The following is an 18,653-nucleotide window of genomic DNA, read 5'->3' on the forward strand; positions in this document are numbered from 1 at the left end:
GCGCGGCATGACCTCCCGACCCCTTTCCCTCGCCGAAGCCCTTGCGCGGGCGGGCGCCGATCTTCCGCTGGGCGCTTCGCCCGAGGCGCCCTTCGCGGGCGCCTCCGCCGACACGCGGCGCCTCAAGCCCGGCGCGGTCTTCGTGGCGCTGAAGGGCGCCGCGCGCGACGGAATCGACCTGCTCGGCGAGGCCAAGGCGAAAGGCGCCGTGGCGGCGGTCGCCTCTCTGGAGGGGGCGGCCAGAGCGTTTTCCAGCGCGGCCGGAACGGCTGCGCGTCGCGAAAACGCGACCAGCCAAGAAGCTTTCGCTCAGGGAGAGCCGCCGCTTCCGGTCTTCGTGGCGGCGGATCCGCGCCGGGCGGCGGCGATTCTGGCGGCTCTGGCCCAAGGCGAGTCGCAGCCTCCGGTTCTGGCGGCGGTGACCGGCACCAGCGGCAAAAGCTCCACGGTGGAGTTTCTGCGCCAGATCTGGGGCGGCTTGGGACGCAAGGCGGCGGCGCTCGGCACGGTGGGGGCGGCGGTGGCCAATCTTCCCGCCGAGCTGGCCGAGGCGGGGGGGCTCACCACCCCGGATCCCGAAACCCTCCATGAGATCCTCGCGCGCTTCGCGGCTGCGGGCGCCGAGCGCTTCGCCTTCGAGGCCTCTTCGCATGGGCTGGATCAGCGGCGCCTCGACGGGGCGCGTCTGGCGGGCGGCGCTCTGACCAATCTCGGGCGCGATCATCTGGATTACCATCCGACGACCGAAAATTATCTCGCGGCCAAGCTGCGGCTCTTCTCCGAGCTTCTGCCGCCCGGCGCCCCCGCCGTCCTCAACGCCGACGATCCGACTTACGAGATCGCCGCCCGCATCGCCAAAGCGCGGAGGCTGCGGCTTCTGCCCGTCGGCTTCGCGGCGGAGGCCGAGGCGGGGATCCGCATTCTGGAGGCCGCGCCCGAGGCGGCGGGCCTGCGTCTGCGCTTTCGCCATGAGGGCCGCGAACATGGCGCCTTCCTCGGATTGGTCGGCGGATTTCAGGCCCGCAACGCCCTGACCGCCGCCGCCCTCGCTTTGGGGACCGGAGAGGAGCCCGAAGCCGTCTTCGCGCGGATCGCCGGGCTGAAGGGCGTGCGGGGCCGCATGGAGCCCGTCGCGGCTCTGGCCAACGGCGCGCAGGTCTATGTGGATTACGCCCATAAGCCCGAGGCCCTCGCGGCGGCTCTGGCGGCTCTGCGCCCCCATACTTCGGGCCGGATTCATGTGGTCTTCGGCGCGGGCGGCGACCGCGACCGCGGCAAGCGGCCTTTGATGGGCGCGGCGGCCGCGGCGGGCGCCGGGGTCGTGATCGTGACCGACGACAATCCGCGCTCCGAGGAGCCCGCCGCCATCCGCGCGGCGATTCTGGCGGCGGCGCCTCAGGCCCGCGAGATCGGCGACCGGCGCGCGGCCATTCGGGCGGCCGTGGCGGGGCTCGGGCCGGGCGATTCCCTGCTCGTCGCGGGCAAGGGCCATGAGCCGGGCCAGATCGTCAAAGGCGTGACCCATCCCTTCGACGACGCCGAGGAGGTCCGCCGCGCCCTCGCCGATCCGACCGGAGCCTGCGCATGAATCCGATGAAACTCCCGCTCTGGACTCCTGAGGCGCTCGCCGCCGCGACGGGCGGCGCCTTGCTCGGGCGCTGGCGTTCGGTCGGCGGGATCGTCAACGACACCCGCGAATTGAAATCCTGCGATCTCTTCCTCGCTCTGGCGGGCGAGGCCCGCGACGGACATGACTTCGTGGGCGCGGCGCTGAAGGGAGGCGCGGCGGGAGCCTTGGTCTCGCGGATCCCCGAGGGCCTGCCGGAGGGCGCGCCGCTGCTGCTGGTCCCTGAGGTCATGCCCGCCCTTGAGGCTCTGGGCCGGGCGGGCCGGGCGCGGGCGAGCGGCATGACCGCTCTGGCCGTGACGGGCTCGGTGGGCAAGACCAGCGTCAAGGACGCCCTCGCGACGATCTTCGCGGCCCAAGGCGCGACCCACGCCTCGGAGAAATCCTTCAACAACCACTGGGGCGCGCCGATCACGCTGGCGCGGACTCCCGCCGCGACGCGTTGGGGCGTCTATGAGGCGGGGATGAACCATGCGGGCGAATTGGGCCCCATCTCGCGGCTGATCCGCCCCCATCTGGCGGTCGTCACCACGGTGGAGGCCGCCCATCTGGAGCATTTCGGCGGGCTCGAAGCCATCGCCGAGGCCAAGGCCGAGATCTTCGAGGGTCTGGAGCCCGGCGGCGCGGCGATCCTCAACCGCGACAATCCCTGGTTCGACCTGCTCGCCGAGCGGGCGCGGGCGGCGGGGGCGCGGGCGGTGGGCTTCGGGACTCATCGCGCCGCCGAGGCGCGGCTGATCTCCGTGCGGCTCGGCCCCGATCATGTCGAGGCCGAGGCCGAGATTCAGGGTCTGCGCCTGAGCTGGCGCGTCGGGGCTCCGGGGCGGCATCAGGCGCTGAATTCTCTGGCGGCGATCACGGCGGCGGCTCTGGCGGGCGCCGATCCGGGCAAGGCGGCGGCGGCTCTGGCGCGCTGGAGCCCCGGCGCGGGGCGCGGCGAGCGTCAGCGGGTGGAGTTCGGCCCGGAAGGCTCCGAGGGCGGCTTCCTGCTGATCGACGAAAGTTATAACGCCAATCCCGCCTCGGCGCGGGCGGCGCTGGACGTTTTATCCTCGGCGCCTCTGGGGCCGGGGGGGCGTCGTCTGGCCTTTTTCGGCGACATGCTGGAGCTGGGGCCGGAGGGTCCGGGGCTGCACGCCGCGCTGGCGAAAGAAGCTGCGCATGCGGCGGATCTCGTCTATACGGCGGGCCCTTTGATGCGGAATCTCCATGAGGCGCTTCCCCCGGAGCGCCGGGGCGGCTGGTTCGCCGATTCGACCGCTCTGGCGCAAGCCGCCGGAGCGGCGGTCAGGGCGGGCGACGCCGCCATGGTCAAAGGCTCCAAGGGCAGCCGCATGGGGCCCGTGGTGCGGGCGCTTCAGGCGCGGGGCGCCGCCTCTCCGGGCTGAGCCGAACGGGAACAACATGCAGGACCGGGAGCCGCGCGCTTCTCGGGCGCGAGGAGCGGACGACCGAATGATCTACCACCTGTTGAGCGGCTTCACCGACGGCCCGCTGAACGTGGCGCGCTACGCCACCTTCCGCGCCGGAGCCGCCTTGCTGACCGCGCTCGTCCTCTGCTGGATCTTCGGGCGTCCGCTCATCGACTGGCTGAGGCTCAAGCAGGGACGCGGCCAGCCCATTCGTCAGGACGGGCCTCAGACCCATCTGACCAAGGCGGGCACGCCCACCATGGGCGGGGTGATGATCCTCGGCGCCCTGACCATCTCGACGCTGCTCTGGGCGAATCTTGCGCAGCCCTATGTCTGGCTGGTGCTCTTCGTGACGCTCGGCTTCGGCGCCATCGGCTTCTGGGACGACTTCCTGAAGGTCAGCAAACGCAACCCGAAGGGCGCTTCGGGCAAGCTGCGGCTGGGGGCGGGCTTCGCCATCGCGCTGATCGCGGCGCTTTGGGCGGTCTGGCTGGAGCCGGAGCCTCTGCGCTGGCGTCTGGCGGTGCCGGTCTTCAAGGACGTGCTGATCAATCTGGGCTGGTTCTTCATCCCCTTCGCCATGTGCGTGATCGTCGGGACGGCCAACGCCGTGAACTTCACCGACGGCCTCGACGGCCTCGCCATCGTTCCGGCGATGATCGCGGGCAGCGCCTACGCCGCCATCGCCTATTTCGTGGGACACTCGGTCTTCTCGACTTACCTTCAGGTCCATTACGTGCCGGGGGTGGGCGAATTGACCGTGTTTTTCGCGGCTTTAGCGGGGGCGGGGCTTGGGTTTCTCTGGTATAACGCGCCGCCGGCGATGGTCTTCATGGGCGATACGGGGTCTTTGTCTCTGGGCGGAGGACTCGGCGCGGCGGCGGTGGCCACCAAGCATGAGATCGTCCTGCTGATCGTCGGCGGGCTCTTCGTGGTCGAAACGCTCTCGGTCATCATTCAGGTGGCGAGCTTCAAGCTCACGGGGAAGCGGGTCTTCCGCATGGCGCCGATCCATCACCATTTCGAGCAAAAGGGATGGAAGGAGCCGACCATCGTGATCCGCTTCTGGATCATTTCGGGCGTTCTGGCCCTCTTGGGCTTGGCGACCCTCAAGCTGAGGTGAGTCGATGATTCCCGTCACGGCGGCGGCGGGCCGCAAATTCGGCGTTCTGGGACTCGGGCGCTCCGGGCTGGCTTCGGCGCGGGCGATCCGGGCGGGCGGCGGCGAGGCGCTTTGTTGGGACGATTCCGAGCCCGCCCGCGCGGCGGCGGCGGCGGAAGGCTTCGCGCTGACCGATCTCACGAAGCCCGAATCCTGGATCGGCGTGGAGCGCCTGATCCTCAGCCCCGGCGTTCCGCATCACTGGCCTCATGCGCATCCGGCCGTGACGGCGGCTCTGGAGGCGGGGGCCTTGCTGGACAACGACTTCGGGCTGCTCTTCGGCGAGGCCGAGGCCTGGCGCCTCGCGGGGGATTTCGGCCCCGAAGCCGAGGATCAGGCCGCCCTCGCCGCCGAGATGGGGCTTTACGATCCGACGCCGGGTCCGAAATTCATCCTGATCACCGGCTCCAACGGGAAATCGACCACCACCGCCCTGACGGCCCATATCCTCCGCGCGGGCGGCCGTCCGACGCAGATGGGCGGCAATATCGGACGCGGCGTGCTGGATCTCGATCCGCCCCCGCCCGAGGGCTTCGTGGTGATGGAGATCTCGTCCTATCAGCTCGATTCCGCGCGGCGGCTCGACGCGGATCTGGGCGTCTGGATCAACATCTCGCCGGATCATCTGGATCGTCACGGCGGGATGGGCGGCTATGTGGCGGCCAAACGCCGGCTCTTCGAATTCGGACGCCCCCTCAGCGCGGTGATCGGCGTGGACGAGCCGGAGGGCCGTCTGATCGCCAATCAAACCCGCTATGAGGCGGGCGATTCCGCCCCCGTGCTGGAGGTCTCGGCGCGCAAGGCTCTGAAGGGCTCGGGCTGGTCGGTCTTCCTCGAAGGGGCGGATCTGGTCGAATGGCGCGAGGGCGCCGAGCAATTCCGTCATGACCTTTCCGACGCCAAAACTCTGCGCGGAAACCACAATGGGCAGAACGCCGCCGTGGCTTGGGGGATCTGCCGCCTGCTCGGCCTGACGCCCGAAGAGATCGCGCCGCATCTCGCGACCTATCCCGGCTTGCCGCATCGCATGGAGCTGATCGCGGAGATCGGGGGCGCGGCCTACGTCAACGATTCCAAGGCCACCAACGCCGACGCCGCCGAAAAGGCGCTGCTCTCCTATGACAAGATCCGCTGGATCGCCGGAGGCGCGCCGAAGGCCGGAGGAATCTCGCCTTTGAAGCCGCTCTTCGGGCGGATCGTCAAAAGCTACCTCATCGGCGAGGCGGCGCAGGATTTCGCCGCGACCTTGGGCGATCATCCGCATGAGATCGCCGGAACGCTGGAGGCGGCGCTCCGCCGCGCCCGCGCCGAGGCCCAGCCCGGCGAAACCGTGCTGCTTTCTCCGGCCTGCGCCAGCTTCGACCAGTTCAAAGACTATGAAGCCCGCGGCGCGGCCTTCCGCAAGATCGTGGAGGGCCTGCGCGACTCGGCTGAAGCTGCGGGCGAAGCTCGGGGCGCGGCCGCAGGAGGCCCCTCATGACCGCGACCCTGAACGATTTCCGCGAGGCCGAGGAGCTGGATTCTCGCCCCGGCTGGACTTGGGAGCGCTTGCAGGAGCGTTGGGCGCGAGTGGATCATTGGAGCTTCATGGCCGCGCTGATTCTGATCGGCGTGGGCTTCGTGCTCTCGATGTCGGCGGGCCCGACTCTGGCGGCGCGTCATGGCGTGGATCCGTTCTACTACGTGACCCGTCAGATGATCTATGCGGTTCCGGCTCTGGCGGCCATCGTCTTCTGCTCGGTGCTGAGTCTGCGCGACGCCCGCAGAATCGGCGTGATGATCTTCCTCGCGGCGATCCTCATGCTGATCCTCCTGCCTTTTCTGGGCATCGAGCGCGGCGGCGCGGTGCGCTGGTTCTCTCTGGCGGGGGTGAGCGTCCAGCCTTCGGAGTTCCTCAAGCCGGGGCTGATCGTGGCTTGCGGCTGGATGATGACCGTCAAGCCCGAGCCGGGGGCGCCTCCGGGCATGCCGACGGCGGTGGGTCTGCTGATCCTCTCCTGCGGCCTGCTGGCCAGCCAGCCCGACTGGGGCCAGACGGCTCTGAGCCTCTCGGCCTGGTCGGCGATGTTCTTTCTGACCGGCGCCAGCGTGATCTGGGCCGCCTCGGGCGCCATGGCGGTGGCGGTGGTGGCGATCGGCGCCTACGCCGGGTCCAGCCATTTCCGGGGCCGCATCGACCGCTTCCTCCATTCCGACGGCGAATTGAGCTTTCAGATGGAGATGACCCTCGCCGCCATCAAGCAAGGCGGCGTCTGGGGCATGGGGCCGGGCGAGGGCGTGCGCAAGCTGGCTCTGCCCGACGCCCATTCGGACTTCATCATCGCCGTGGCGGCGGAGGAATACGGCCTCACGCTGACTTTGGCGATCATCGCGCTCTTCGCCTTCATCACGCTGAGATCCCTCCTGCGGGCGGCGGCCTCGAAAGACCCCTTCGTGCGGGTGGCGGGCGGGGGTCTGGCCTGTCTGATCGGGTTTCAGGCGGCGATTCACGTCGGGGTGGCGGTGCATCTGCTGCCGACCAAAGGCATGACTCTGCCTTTCGTCTCCTATGGCGGCAGCTCCATGCTGGCCTCGGGCCTGACCATGGGCCTGCTGCTGGCTCTGACGCGCAAGCCGGACCCCGAGCCGGAGCCGATCCGCGATCCTTGGGACGAAGGGCTTGAAAGATGAGCGGGAGAGGGAAGGGGCGGCTTCTGGTCGTCGCGGCGGGGGGCACGGGCGGACATATGTTCCCCGCTCAGGCCTTCGCCGAGGAGATGCTCGGACGCGGCTGGCGGGCGGTTCTGGCCTCGGACGAACGCGGCCTGCGCTACGCCGGAGGCTTCCCGCCCGAAGTGGAGCGCCGCGAATTGCGCGCGGCGACCTTCGCGCGGGGCGGCCTCGCGGCCAAGGCGCGGGCGCCCTTCGAGATCCTCGCCGGAATCCGCGAGGCGGCGCGCTGGATGAAGGCTGAAAAGCCCGCGCTCGCGGCGGGCTTCGGGGGCTATCCTTCGCTCCCGACCATCGGCGGCGCCCTCCTGACGGGGACGCCCCGGCTGCTGCATGAGCAAAACGCGATCCTCGGCCGGGTGAACCGGCTTTTCGCCAAAAGGGCGGACCTCGTGGCTTTGGGGACGCCCCTCGCGGCCTCCGCGCCCAAGGGGACGCGGACCGAGCTGGTGGGCAATCCGCTGCGGGCGGGGGCTCTGGCCTTCGCCGGGACGCCCTACGCCGCGCCGCGTCCGGAGGGTCCGGTCAAGCTGCTGGTCTTCGGCGGCTCTCAGGGCGCGCGGATCTTCGGGAGTCTGATTCCGGCGGCTCTGGCGCTTCTGCCGGAGGATCTGCGCGGACGTCTGCGCGTGACGCAGCAGATTCCCGAATCCGACCATGCGGCGGCCATGGCGGCCTTCGCGCGGGCGGGCCTGACGCCCGAAGCCGCGCCCTTCTTCGCCGACATGCCCCGACGCATCGCCGAGTCGCATCTCGTGATCGCGCGGGCGGGAGCTTCGTCTCTGGCGGAGCTGGCGGCCATAGGGCGTCCTTCGGTTCTGATTCCCTTGCCTGAAGCCATGTCGGATCATCAGAGCTTCAACGCCCGCGCCTTCTCCGAGGCGGGCGCCGCGCTCCATGCGCCGCAAAAAGATCTGACGCCCGAATCCCTCGCGAAGATTCTGGCGGATCTCCTCGCCGATCCGGCCCGTCTGGAGGCCATGGCCAAGGCGGCGCGGGGGCTTGGACGCCCCGATGCGGCGAAGCGTTTGGCGGATCTGGCCGAAAGTCTCATTTGACAGCCCTCAGCAATTTTTCCGACTTCACAGGACTTCGCTTCTTTCGTCCGTTGCGCCTTGCGGGACACATTCTTTCGCGCTATTCACCGAGCCACTGCGCAAAAACAGCATTGGAGTGAGTGCGCCATGGCGAGAGCGAAAATCGCGCTGATCGGGGCCGGAATGATCGGCGGAACGCTTGCCCACCTCATCGGTCTGAAGGAGCTTGGGGACGTCGTCCTCTTCGACATCGCCGAGGGCACGCCCCAGGGCAAGGCGCTCGACATCGCCCAATCCGCCCCCGTGGAGGGCTTCGACGCCCGCCTCAAGGGCGCGAATTCCTACGCCGACATCGCGGGCGCCGACGTCTGCATCGTCACGGCGGGCGTGCCGCGCAAGCCGGGCATGAGCCGCGACGACCTTTTGGGAATCAACCTCAAGGTGATGAAGGCCGTCGGCGAGGGCATCAAAGCCAACGCTCCGAACGCCTTCGTGATCTGCATCACCAATCCGCTCGACGCCATGGTCTGGGCGCTGCGCCAGTTCTCGGGCCTGCCCGCGAATAAGGTGGTCGGCATGGCGGGCGTGCTGGATTCGGCGCGCTTCCGTCATTTCCTCGCCGAGGAGTTCGACGTCTCGGTCGAGGACGTCACGGCCTTCGTGCTGGGCGGCCATGGCGACACCATGGTTCCCTTGGCGCGCTACTCCACCGTGGCGGGCATTCCGCTGCCGGATCTGGTCAAGATGGGCTGGACCACGCAGGAGAAGCTCGACAGCATCATCCAGCGCACCCGCGACGGCGGCGCCGAGATCGTCGGCCTGCTCAAGACCGGCTCGGCCTATTACGCTCCGGCGGCTTCGGGCGTGCTGATGGCCGAGAGCTATCTCAAGGACAAGAAGCGCGTTCTTCCCTGCGCGGCCCATCTGACCGGCCAATACGGCCAGCCGGATCTCTACGTCGGCGTGCCGACGGTGATCGGCGCGGGCGGCGTGGAGCGCATCGTCGAGATCGAGCTGAGCGCCGAAGAGCAGGCCGCCTTCAATAAATCCGCCGATGCGGTGAAGGGCCTCGTGGCCGCGTGCAAGACCATCGAGCCGAGCCTCGCCTGAGGCCGCCCCTCCGGGTTGCGGCGCGGCGAAGGCTGGTCTAAGGAGGGGGCGCTTTCGGCGCCCTCGTCCGACCGCCTCCCTCCGCGCCGGAGCCCATCCGCGACGCAGGCCGCACCAAGGCGGCGAGCAGGGACATGCGATATGAACATTCATGAATATCAGGCCAAGGCGCTGCTGCGCCAGTATGGGGCGCCGGTCTCCGAGGGGCGCCCGGTGCTGCGGCCCGAAGAGGCGCGGGTGGCCGCGCAGTCGTTGGGCGGCCCGCTTTGGGTCGTGAAGTCCCAGATCCACGCGGGCGGCCGCGGCAAGGGCAAGTTCCTCGGCGCGCCCGCCGACGCCAAGGGCGGCGTGCGTCTCGCGAAATCGGTGGACGAGGTCGAAGAGAACGTCAAGCAGATGCTCGGCGCGACCCTCGTGACCATCCAGACCGGCCCGGCGGGCAAGCAGGTCAACCGCATCTACGTCGAAGCCGGTTCGGACATCAAACGCGAGCTTTACCTCTCGCTGCTGGTCGACCGCGCGACCTCCCGGGTGGCCTTCATCGCCTCCACCGAGGGCGGCATGGACATCGAAGAGGTGGCCCATAACACCCCCGAGAAGATCAAGACCATCACCGTCGATCCGGCTGCGGGCATCCAAGCCCATCACGGCCGCGAGATCGCCTTCGCTCTGGGCCTGAACGGCGCGCAGCAGAAGCAATGCGTCAAGCTGATCAACACGCTCTACAAGTTCTTCATCGAGAAGGACGTGGCGATGCTGGAGATCAATCCGCTGATCATCGACGGCGACGACAACCTGAAATGCCTCGACGCCAAGGTCAGCTTCGACTCCAACGCGCTCTACCGCCATCCTGAGCTGGCCGAGCTGCGCGACGAGACCGAAGAAGACCCGAAAGAGCTGGCCGCCTCGAAGTTCGATCTGAACTACATCGCCCTCGACGGCGAGATCGGCTGCATGGTGAACGGCGCGGGCCTCGCCATGGCGACCATGGACATCATCAAGCTCTATGGCTCCGAGCCGGCGAACTTCCTCGACGTGGGCGGCGGCGCGACCGAAGAGAAGGTCACCGAGGCCTTCAAGATCATCCTCTCCGATCCGAACGTGAAGGGCATCCTCGTCAACATCTTCGGCGGGATCATGCGCTGCGACATCATCGCCAACGGCGTGATCGCGGCGGCCAAGGCGGTGAATCTCAACGTGCCGCTCGTGGTGCGCCTCGAAGGCACCAACGTCGAGCTGGGCAAGGAGATCCTCGCCAATTCCGGCCTGCCGATCGTCTCGGGCGACAATCTCGCCGACGCCGCCGAGAAGATCGTGGCGGCGGTCAAGGCCCGCAAGGCCTGAAGCCCTTGAGGCGCCCCCGACGGGAGGCGCCCCCATCAGGATCGGACGCCGCGCGACGACGCCCCGCTGAAGCGGAGAGCGCCGCGCGGTTCGGGAAATTCCATCAAGGAGAGATCGGCATGGCCGTTCTTGTCGATAAAAACACCAAGGTGATCTGTCAGGGCTTCACCGGCGCGCAGGGCACCTTCCACTCCGAGCAGGCGATCGCCTACGGAACCAAGATGGTCGGCGGCGTGACCCCCGGCAAAGGCGGAACCCAGCATCTGGGCCTGCCGGTCTTCGACACCGTCGCGCAGGCCCGCGAGGCCACCGGCGCCGACGCCACCGTGATCTACGTGCCGCCTCCCTTCGCCGCCGACGCGATTCTGGAAGCCATCTCCGCCGAGGTGCCGCTGATCGTCACCATCACCGAGGGCATTCCGGTCCTCGACATGATGAAGGTCAAGCGCGCGCTTTGCGGCTCGAATTCGCGCCTGATCGGGCCGAACTGCCCCGGCGTCATCACCCCCGACGCCTGCAAGATCGGCATCATGCCCGGCCATATCCATCGGCGCGGCAAGGTGGGCGTGGTCTCGCGCTCGGGCACCCTGACCTATGAGGCCGTGGCTCAGACCACGGCGGCGGGCCTCGGCCAGTCGACTTGCGTCGGCATCGGCGGCGACCCGATCAAGGGCACCGAATTCATCGAAGTGCTGGAGCTCTTCCTCAACGATCCCGAGACCGAGTCGATCATCATGATCGGCGAGATCGGCGGATCGGCCGAAGAAGACGCCGCCGCCTTCTATAAGGCTCAGAAGAACCGCAAGCCCATCGCGGGCTTCATCGCGGGCCGCACGGCGCCTCCGGGCCGCCGCATGGGCCATGCGGGCGCGATCATCTCGGGCGGCAAGGGCGGCGCCGAGGATAAGATCGAAGCCATGCGTTCGGCGGGCTTCGCCATCGCCGACAGCCCCGCCCATCTGGGCGAGGCCGTGCTCAAGGCCATGGGCCGCTAAGGCGGCCTGTCGTCTGAAAGCCGCGCGGCGCGCGGAAGGCGTCTTCAGGGGCTTGCCTTCCGCGCGCCGGACGCATAGGTGCAGGGCGGCGCTTTTCGGCGGATGCGACTCCTCGTCGCGTCGCGGCGCGGCGCCCCGGACCCAGCGGCGTCAGCCGCCTTCCTCAGCGAGGCGAAGCGGTCCCGCGACGCCCATCAACAAACGTCAAGGGAGAGCGTGGGGGCGACCCTGCGAAAGCGCGATGAGCAACCCAAACGGCGGTCAAAACCAGAATTTCGCAAGTTTGTCCTTCCTCCAGGGAGCCAACGCCGTCTACGTCGAACGGCTCTACGGAGAATACGCCAAGGATCCCGCCGCGGTGGATCCGACCTGGCGGGCCTTCTTCGAGGCGCTGGGCGATTCGCCTCAGGCGGTCGAAGCCGAGGTGGAGGGCGCGCCTTGGGGCCGCGCCGACTGGCCGCCCGTCGCTTCGGGCGAATGGGTGTCCGCTTCGGACGGGCAATGGCCCGCTCCGGCGGCTCTGGACCGCTCGCCCAAGGCGATCGCCGATAAGCTGAAGGCCAAGGCGCCCGCGGGATCTCCGGCGGCCGATCCGGCCGCGATCCGCTCGGCGGCGCTGGATTCGATCCGCGCGCTGATGCTCATCCGCGCCTATCGCATCGTGGGGCATCTGGCGGCGAATCTCGACCCGCTGGGCCTCGTGACCCAGCCGCCGCATCCCGAGCTTGAGCCTTCCCATTACGGCTTCGCCGAGGCCGATCTCGACCGCCCGATCTTCATCGACAAGGTTCTGGGCCTTGAGACCGCCAGCATGCGCGAGATCGTCAAGATCCTGAAGCGCACCTATTGCGGCACCTTCGCGCTGCAATACATGCACATCACCAACGGCGAGGAAGTCGCTTGGCTGAAGGACCGCATCGAGGGCCGCGATAAAGAGATCGCCTTCACGCCGGAAGGCCGCAAGGCCATCCTGAACAAGCTCGTCGAGGCCGAGGGCTTCGAGCGCTTCCTCAACGTGAAGTTCACCGGCACCAAGCGTTTCGGTCTGGACGGCGGCGAGGCGCTCATCCCCGCCATGGAGCAGATCATCAAGCGCGGCGGCAATCTGGGCCTGAAGGACATCGTGGTGGGCATGCCCCATCGCGGACGTCTGAACGTGCTCGCCAACGTGCTGGCGAAGCCCTATCGCGCGATCTTCCACGAATTCCAAGGCGGCTCGGTCAATCCCGACGACGTGGGCGGCTCGGGCGACGTGAAATATCACCTCGGCGCCTCCTCCGACCGCAGCTTCGACGGCAACAGCGTCCATCTCTCGCTGACCGCCAACCCCTCGCATCTTGAGGCGGTGAATCCGGTGGTCCTCGGCAAGGTGCGCGCCAAGCAGACCCAGCTCAGCGATAAGGAGCGCACTCAAGCCGCGGCCGTGCTGCTCCATGGCGACGCCGCCTTCGCCGGACAGGGCGTGGTGGCCGAATGCCTCGGCATGTCGGGCCTCGTGGGGCACCGCACCGGCGGCGCGATCCACATCATCGTGAATAATCAGATCGGCTTCACCACGGCGCCGCGCTTCTCGCGCTCTTCGCCTTACCCCTCGGACATCGCCCTGATGGTCGAGCCGCCGATCTTCCACGTCAACGGCGACGACCCCGAAGCGGTGGTCCACGCCGCCAAGGTGGCCATCGAATACCGGCAGAAGTTCCATAAGGACGTCGTTCTGGACATCTTCTGCTACCGGCGCTTCGGGCATAACGAGGGCGACGAGCCCATGTTCACCCAGCCCAAGATGTATAAGCTCATCAAGGGCCACCCGACCACGCTGGAGCTTTACGCCAAGCGGCTCGTCGAGGAAGGCGCGGTCACCGAGGCCGAAGTCGCGCAGATGAAGACGGATTTCCAGAACCGTCTCCAGACCGATTTCGACATGGCGAAAGACTATCTGCCCAATAAGGCCGATTGGCTGGACGGACGCTGGTCGGGCTTCGGCTCCGACCGCGGCGAGGACGAATCCGCCTATCAGCGCGGCGACACGGCGGCCCCGCTGGAGCAGGTGCAGGCCATCGGCAAGGCGCTGACCACGCCGCCCGAAGGCTTCAACATCCACCGCACGCTGGAGCGCTTCGTCGCGGCCCGCAAGAAGATGTTCGAAACCGGCGAGGGCTTCGACTGGGCCACCGGCGAGGCTCTGGCTTTCGGCTCGCTGGTCCAGCAGGGCTATCCGGTGCGTCTGGCGGGTCAGGACTGCATTCGCGGCACCTTCAGCCAGCGCCATTCGGCCTTCATCGACCAAGAGACCGAAGATCGTTATTTCCCGCTGCGCAACCTCTCGCCGGAGCAGGCGGATTTCGAAGTCATCGATTCGATGCTCTCGGAATATGCGGTGCTCGGCTTCGAATACGGCTATTCGCTCAGCGAGCCCAAGGCTCTGACGCTCTGGGAGGCGCAGTTCGGCGACTTCACCAACGGCGCCCAGATCATGATCGATCAGTTCATCTCCTCGGGCGAGAGCAAATGGCTGCGCATGTCGGGCCTCGTGATGCTCCTGCCGCATGGCATGGAGGGCGCCGGGCCGGAGCATAGTTCGGGCCGTCCGGAGCGCTTCCTCCAGAATTCGGCGGAAAACAACTGGATCATCGCCAATTGCTCCACTCCGGCGAATTACTTCCACATCCTGCGCCGCCAGCTGATGCGCAACTTCCGCAAGCCGCTGGTGCTCTTCACGCCGAAGTCGCTGCTGCGTCATAAGCGCTGCGTCTCGAAGATCACGGACTTCACGCAGGGCTCGAGCTTCCACCGTCTGCTCTGGGACGGCGCGCAGGTCGGCGAATCCAGCACCGTGCTGAAGCCCGACGACCAGATCCGGCGCGTGGTCCTCTGCACGGGCAAGGTCTATTACGATCTGCTCGAAACCCGCGAGGCTCAGGGGATCGACGACGTTTATCTGCTGCGCGTCGAGCAGATGTATCCCTTCCCGGCCCAGTCCGTCTTGCGCGAGCTGAAGCGTTTCCCCAACGCCGACGTGGTCTGGTGTCAGGAGGAGCCCAAGAACCAGGGCGCCTGGTTCTTCATGGAGCCGAATCTCGAATGGGCGCTCGGCCGCGTCGAGGGCAAGGCTCAGCGCGCGCGCTACGTCGGCCGCAAGGCCGCCGCCGCTCCGGCGACGGGTCTGGCCTCGCGCCATGCGCAGGAACAGGCGGCGCTGGTCGCCGAAGCCCTAGCCCTTCAGGCTTAAGGCGCGGAACATAGAGAAGAGGGATCAAGAGAATGGCGACTGAAGTCTCCGTGCCGGCGCTGGGCGAATCCGTCAGCGAAGCCACCGTGGCGAAATGGTTCAAGAAGCTCGGCGACCTTGTGAAGGCCGACGAGCCGCTCTGCGAGCTGGAGACCGACAAGGTGTCGGTCGAGGCTCCGGCGCCGGTCTCCGGCGTGCTGGTCGAGATCCGCGTCCCGGAAGGCGACGTGGTTCAGCCCAACGGGATTCTGGCCGTGATCGACGAGACCGCCACGGCCGGCGTCTCCGCGACGCCGCCGGCGCCCAAGGCCGAGCCCGCGCCCAATCCGGCCGCCGGACCTTCCTCCAGCGTCTCCGAGCCGCCCCCGGCGACTCAGCGCCGCGACGTGGCGGACGCGCCTTCGGCTCAGAAGCTCATGGCCGAGGCGGGGCTTGCCGCCGGTCAGGTGCAGGGCTCCGGCCGCGACGGCCGCGTGATGAAGGAGGACGTGCTCAAGGCCGTCCAGAGCGGCGCTGCGGCTCCTGCGGCCGCCCCGGCCCCGGCGCCCCGTCCGGCCTCGGCCCCCGACGACGCCAGCCGCGAGAAGCGCGTGCGCATGACGCGTCTGCGTCAGACCATCGCGCGCCGCCTCAAGGACGCCCAGAACACCGCGGCCATGCTCACCACCTTCAACGAGGTGGACATGACCAATATTCTGGCTCTGCGCGCGGCCCATAAGGACGCCTTCGAGAAGAAGCACGGCGTGAAGCTCGGCTTCATGTCCTTCTTCACCAAGGCGGTGGTCCATGCGCTGAAGGAGATCCCGAGCGTCAACGCCGAGATCGACGGCAATGATCTGGTCTATAAGAACTACTACCACATCGGCGTCGCGGTGGGCACGCCGACGGGTCTGGTGGTTCCGGTGGTCCGCGACGCCGACCAGCTCTCCTTCGCCGAGGTCGAGAAGAAGATCGGCGAATTCGGCCTGCGCGCCCGCGACGGCAAGCTCACCATCGACGAGATGCAGGGCGGCACCTTCACCATCTCCAACGGCGGCGTCTACGGCTCGCTGATGTCGACGCCGATCCTGAATCCGCCGCAGGCGGGCATTCTGGGCATGCATAAGACTCAGGAGCGTCCGATGGTCGTCAACGGCCAGATCGTCATCCGCCCGATGATGTATCTCGCGCTGAGCTACGACCACCGCATCATCGACGGCAAGGAGGCCGTGACCTTCCTCGTCCGCGTCAAGGACGGGCTGGAGGATCCTCAGCGTCTGCTGCTCGACATCTGAGCCAAGAGGACGCGGCCCCTCCCGCGCGGGGAGGGGCCTTTTTCACAAGACAAGCGAGGCGGGGATGTCCGAGACTTATGACGTGGTGTTCATCGGCGGCGGCCCGGGCGGCTACGTCGGCGCGATCAAGGCGGCGCAGCTGGGCCTGAAGGTCGCCTGCGTCGAGGGGCGCGGGGCTCTGGGCGGCACCTGCCTGAACGTGGGCTGCATTCCCTCCAAGGCGCTGCTCCACGCCTCGCATCTGGCCCATGAGGCCGAGACGAATTTCGCCGCCATGGGTCTGAACGCGGGTCCGCTCTCGGTGGACGTGGCGAAGATGCTCGGCTTCAAGGAAAGCGTCATCAAATCCAACACCCAAGGCATCGAGTTCCTCTTCAAGAAGAACAAGGTGGCTTACGTCAAGGGTTGGGGCTCCATCGCGGCGCCGGGCTCGGTGAAGGTCAAGGGCGAAGACGGCTCCGAAACCACCCTTGCGGCGAAGAACATCGTCATCGCGACGGGCTCCGAATCCACGCCGCTGAAGGGCGTGACGGTGGATGAGAAGCGCGTGGTCACCTCCACCGGCGCGCTGGAGCTTCCGGCGGTTCCGAAGCGTCTCGTGGTGATCGGCGCGGGCGTGATCGGGCTGGAGCTGGGTTCGGTCTGGAAGCGCCTCGGTTCGGAAGTCACCGTCGTCGAGTTCCTCGACCACGTCACCCCCGGCATGGACGGCGAGATCCAGAAGCAGTTCCAGCGCTCGCTGGAGAAGCAGGGGATTAAATTCATCCTCGGCGCGGCGGTTTCGGGCGTCGACGCCTCGGGCGCCGATCTGAAGGTGAACTACACGCTCCGCAAGGACAGCTCGACCGCCAGCCTCGACGCCGACGTGGTGCTGCTGGCCGTGGGCCGCCGCCCCTATGTCTCGGGCCTCGGGCTTGAGGCGGTCGGCGTGGCGCTGGACGAGCGCGGCCGCGTCAAGACCGACGGCCATGGCCGCACCAACGTTCCGGGGATCTGGGCCATCGGCGACGTCATCGCCGGGCCGATGCTGGCGCATAAGGCCGAAGAGGAAGGCGTCTCCGTCGCCGAAACCCTCGCCGGACAAAAGGGCCATGTGAATTACGACGTCATCCCCGGCGTGATCTACACGGATCCCGAAGTGGCGACCGTAGGCAAGACCGAGGAGCAGCTTAAGCAAGAGGGCCGCGCCTATAAGGTCGGGAAATTCGCCTATGTCGCGAACGGCCGCGCCAAGGCGATTCTCGCCACGGAAGGCTTCGTGAAGGTTCTCGCCGACGCGACCACCGACCGGATCTTGGGCGTGCATATCCTCGGGCCTCAGGCGGGCGAGACGATCCACGAATATTGCGTCGCCATGGAGTTCGGCGCCGCCGCCGAGGACGTGGCCCGCACCTGCCACGCCCACCCGACGCTTTCGGAGGCTCTGCGCGAGGCCGCCATGGCCGCCGCCTTCGGCAAGCCGATCCACAGCTGATCTCTCCGCGCTTCGGCGCGGAGCGGAGTTCGGGAGGCCCCGTCCGGGTTCGGGCGGGGCCTTTTCGTCTTGACGGCGCCGTCTTGACGCCCCTCTGCGGCGGCGCGATAACCTCCCGCGACTCCTCACGCCCTGCGGCTCTCCGGCCCTTTCGGGCGCATTCCCGCCAGAAGGGCCGCCGCCATGACCGAATCCCCCCAAACCCCCAAAGCCCCGAGCCATCCCCGCCGGATCTTCTCCGGCATGCAGCCGACGGGCTCGCTGCATCTGGGGAATTACCTCGGGGCGCTGCGCTATTTCGTGTCGCTTCAGGAAGGCGAGGGCGAGCGGATTTATTGCGTGGTGGATCTCCATGCGATCACCATGCGTCAGGAGCCGGGCGCCGTCCGCGCCGCGACGCGCCATGTGGCGGCGGCCTATCTGGCGGCGGGAATCGATCCCGCGCGCTCGATTCTCTTCAATCAGAGCCAGGTCTCCGAACACGCCGAACTCGCTTGGATCTTCAATTGCGTCGCGCGGATCGGCTGGATGAACCGCATGACCCAGTTCAAGGACAAGGCGGGCAAGGATCGCGAGGCGGCTTCGGTGGGGCTTTACGTCTATCCGACCCTCATGGCCGCCGACATCCTCGCCTATAAGGCGACGCATGTTCCGGTCGGCGAGGATCAGAAGCAGCATCTCGAACTCACCCGCGACGTGGCGACGAAATTCAACCTCGACTTCAACGCTCCGGATTTCTTCCCTCTGCCCGAGCCGATCATCCCCGCCGAGGCGGCGCGCATCATGAGTCTGCGCGACGGCAAGAAGAAGATGTCCAAATCCGATCCCTCGGATTATTCGCGGATCAACCTCGCCGACGACGCCGACGCCATAGCTCAGAAGATCCGCAAGGCGACCACCGATCCGGCGCCTTTGCCGGAGACGGTCGAGGAGCTGAAGGATCGCCCGGAGGCCGATAATCTCGTGGCGATCTACGCCGCCATCGCCGAAACCGAGAAAGAGGCGGTGCTGCGGGAGTTCGCCGGGCAAGGCTTCGGCGCCTTCAAGCCCAAGCTCGCGGAGCTGGCCGTGGAGCGCTTCGGCAAGATCTCCGCCGAGATGCGCCGCTATGAGGCCGACCCCGCCGAGATCGACCGCATCCTCAGCGCGGGCGCGGATCGGGCGCGGGCGCTCACGGCGCCGGTGCTGGATCAGGTCTACGACGTTCTGGGCTTCGTGCGGGGGCGGGCGCGGCCTTTCTGATTCCTTGCGCCTTTCCCGATCGAATTGGATCGCCAAAG

At 67.7% G+C, this 18,653-nt stretch carries 13 protein-coding genes; all 13 read left to right on the plus strand.

Annotation, left to right across the window (positions count from 1 at the left end):
• Window positions 1-7 precede the first annotated feature (7 nt).
• The 13 genes from B161_RS0103275 to trpS all read left to right on the plus strand — a co-directional run bounded on the left by B161_RS0103275 (window position 8) and on the right by trpS (window position 18,615).
• A complete protein-coding gene (locus B161_RS0103275; RefSeq protein ID WP_018631929.1) occupies window positions 8-1,588 on the plus strand; it encodes a UDP-N-acetylmuramoyl-L-alanyl-D-glutamate--2,6-diaminopimelate ligase in 1,581 nt (526 codons plus the stop codon).
• Complete coding sequence (locus B161_RS0103280; RefSeq protein ID WP_018631930.1) at window positions 1,585-3,015, plus strand: UDP-N-acetylmuramoylalanyl-D-glutamyl-2,6-diaminopimelate--D-alanyl-D-alanine ligase; 1,431 nt, start codon at window positions 1,585-1,587, stop codon at window positions 3,013-3,015. The genes B161_RS0103275 and B161_RS0103280 overlap by 4 nt, the downstream gene beginning before the upstream one ends.
• Window positions 3,016-3,082: 67 nt before the next feature.
• Window positions 3,083-4,162, plus strand: coding sequence for a phospho-N-acetylmuramoyl-pentapeptide-transferase (gene mraY, locus B161_RS0103285; RefSeq protein ID WP_018631931.1), 1,080 nt, complete (start codon window positions 3,083-3,085; stop codon window positions 4,160-4,162).
• Between the two features lie 4 nt (window positions 4,163-4,166).
• Window positions 4,167-5,681, plus strand: coding sequence for a UDP-N-acetylmuramoyl-L-alanine--D-glutamate ligase (murD, locus tag B161_RS16500; protein WP_018631932.1), 1,515 nt, complete (start codon window positions 4,167-4,169; stop codon window positions 5,679-5,681).
• Window positions 5,678-6,871, plus strand: coding sequence for a peptidoglycan glycosyltransferase FtsW (locus tag B161_RS16505; RefSeq protein ID WP_018631933.1), 1,194 nt, complete (start codon window positions 5,678-5,680; stop codon window positions 6,869-6,871). The genes murD and B161_RS16505 overlap by 4 nt, the downstream gene beginning before the upstream one ends.
• Complete coding sequence (murG, locus tag B161_RS0103300) at window positions 6,868-7,968, plus strand: undecaprenyldiphospho-muramoylpentapeptide beta-N-acetylglucosaminyltransferase (protein ID WP_018631934.1); 1,101 nt, start codon at window positions 6,868-6,870, stop codon at window positions 7,966-7,968. The genes B161_RS16505 and murG overlap by 4 nt, the downstream gene beginning before the upstream one ends.
• Window positions 7,969-8,094: 126 nt before the next feature.
• Complete coding sequence (mdh, locus tag B161_RS0103305; RefSeq protein WP_018631935.1) at window positions 8,095-9,057, plus strand: malate dehydrogenase; 963 nt, start codon at window positions 8,095-8,097, stop codon at window positions 9,055-9,057.
• 141 nt (window positions 9,058-9,198) lie between these two features.
• Entirely contained in the window at window positions 9,199-10,401 is a 1,203-nt protein-coding gene (gene sucC / locus B161_RS0103310; protein ID WP_018631936.1) for an ADP-forming succinate--CoA ligase subunit beta, read from the plus strand.
• A 119-nt stretch (window positions 10,402-10,520) separates the two neighbouring features.
• The gene (gene sucD, locus B161_RS0103315) at window positions 10,521-11,396 is read left to right on the plus strand and encodes a succinate--CoA ligase subunit alpha (protein ID WP_018631937.1); all 876 of its coding nucleotides are present in this window, start codon (window positions 10,521-10,523) and stop codon (window positions 11,394-11,396) included.
• Between the two features lie 241 nt (window positions 11,397-11,637).
• Complete coding sequence (locus B161_RS0103320) at window positions 11,638-14,625, plus strand: 2-oxoglutarate dehydrogenase E1 component (RefSeq protein ID WP_026310158.1); 2,988 nt, start codon at window positions 11,638-11,640, stop codon at window positions 14,623-14,625.
• Between the two features lie 32 nt (window positions 14,626-14,657).
• Window positions 14,658-15,899: a 2-oxoglutarate dehydrogenase complex dihydrolipoyllysine-residue succinyltransferase gene (odhB, locus tag B161_RS0103325; RefSeq protein WP_018631939.1), complete on the plus strand. Its 1,242-nt coding sequence runs from the start codon at window positions 14,658-14,660 to the stop codon at window positions 15,897-15,899.
• Between the two features lie 64 nt (window positions 15,900-15,963).
• Complete coding sequence (gene lpdA / locus B161_RS0103330; RefSeq protein ID WP_018631940.1) at window positions 15,964-17,373, plus strand: dihydrolipoyl dehydrogenase; 1,410 nt, start codon at window positions 15,964-15,966, stop codon at window positions 17,371-17,373.
• 183 nt (window positions 17,374-17,556) lie between these two features.
• Window positions 17,557-18,615 carry a tryptophan--tRNA ligase gene (trpS, locus tag B161_RS0103335; RefSeq protein ID WP_018631941.1) on the plus strand — a complete coding sequence of 353 codons (1,059 nt, stop codon included), beginning with the start codon at window positions 17,557-17,559 and terminating at the stop codon, window positions 18,613-18,615.
• Window positions 18,616-18,653: the final 38 nt, after the last annotated feature.

The organism is Neomegalonema perideroedes DSM 15528 (genome assembly GCF_000374145.1).
Classification (GTDB): Bacteria; Pseudomonadota; Alphaproteobacteria; order Rhodobacterales; family Rhodobacteraceae; genus Neomegalonema; species Neomegalonema perideroedes.

Bases quoted from the DNA above. Each gene is read 5' to 3' on its own strand.
- trpS (WP_018631941.1), top strand. From the start codon at position 17,557: ATGACCGAATCCCCCCAAACCCCCAAAGCCCCGAGCCATCCCCGCCGG.
- B161_RS0103275 (WP_018631929.1), top strand. From the start codon at position 8: ATGACCTCCCGACCCCTTTCCCTCGCCGAAGCCCTTGCGCGGGCGGGC.
- mraY (WP_018631931.1), top strand. From the start codon at position 3,083: ATGATCTACCACCTGTTGAGCGGCTTCACCGACGGCCCGCTGAACGTG.
- B161_RS16505 (WP_018631933.1), top strand. From the start codon at position 5,678: ATGACCGCGACCCTGAACGATTTCCGCGAGGCCGAGGAGCTGGATTCT.
- murG (WP_018631934.1), top strand. From the start codon at position 6,868: ATGAGCGGGAGAGGGAAGGGGCGGCTTCTGGTCGTCGCGGCGGGGGGC.
- lpdA (WP_018631940.1), top strand. From the start codon at position 15,964: ATGTCCGAGACTTATGACGTGGTGTTCATCGGCGGCGGCCCGGGCGGC.
- B161_RS0103320 (WP_026310158.1), top strand. From the start codon at position 11,638: ATGAGCAACCCAAACGGCGGTCAAAACCAGAATTTCGCAAGTTTGTCC.
- murD (WP_018631932.1), top strand. From the start codon at position 4,167: ATGATTCCCGTCACGGCGGCGGCGGGCCGCAAATTCGGCGTTCTGGGA.
- B161_RS0103280 (WP_018631930.1), top strand. From the start codon at position 1,585: ATGAATCCGATGAAACTCCCGCTCTGGACTCCTGAGGCGCTCGCCGCC.
- odhB (WP_018631939.1), top strand. From the start codon at position 14,658: ATGGCGACTGAAGTCTCCGTGCCGGCGCTGGGCGAATCCGTCAGCGAA.
- sucC (WP_018631936.1), top strand. From the start codon at position 9,199: ATGAACATTCATGAATATCAGGCCAAGGCGCTGCTGCGCCAGTATGGG.
- mdh (WP_018631935.1), top strand. From the start codon at position 8,095: ATGGCGAGAGCGAAAATCGCGCTGATCGGGGCCGGAATGATCGGCGGA.
- sucD (WP_018631937.1), top strand. From the start codon at position 10,521: ATGGCCGTTCTTGTCGATAAAAACACCAAGGTGATCTGTCAGGGCTTC.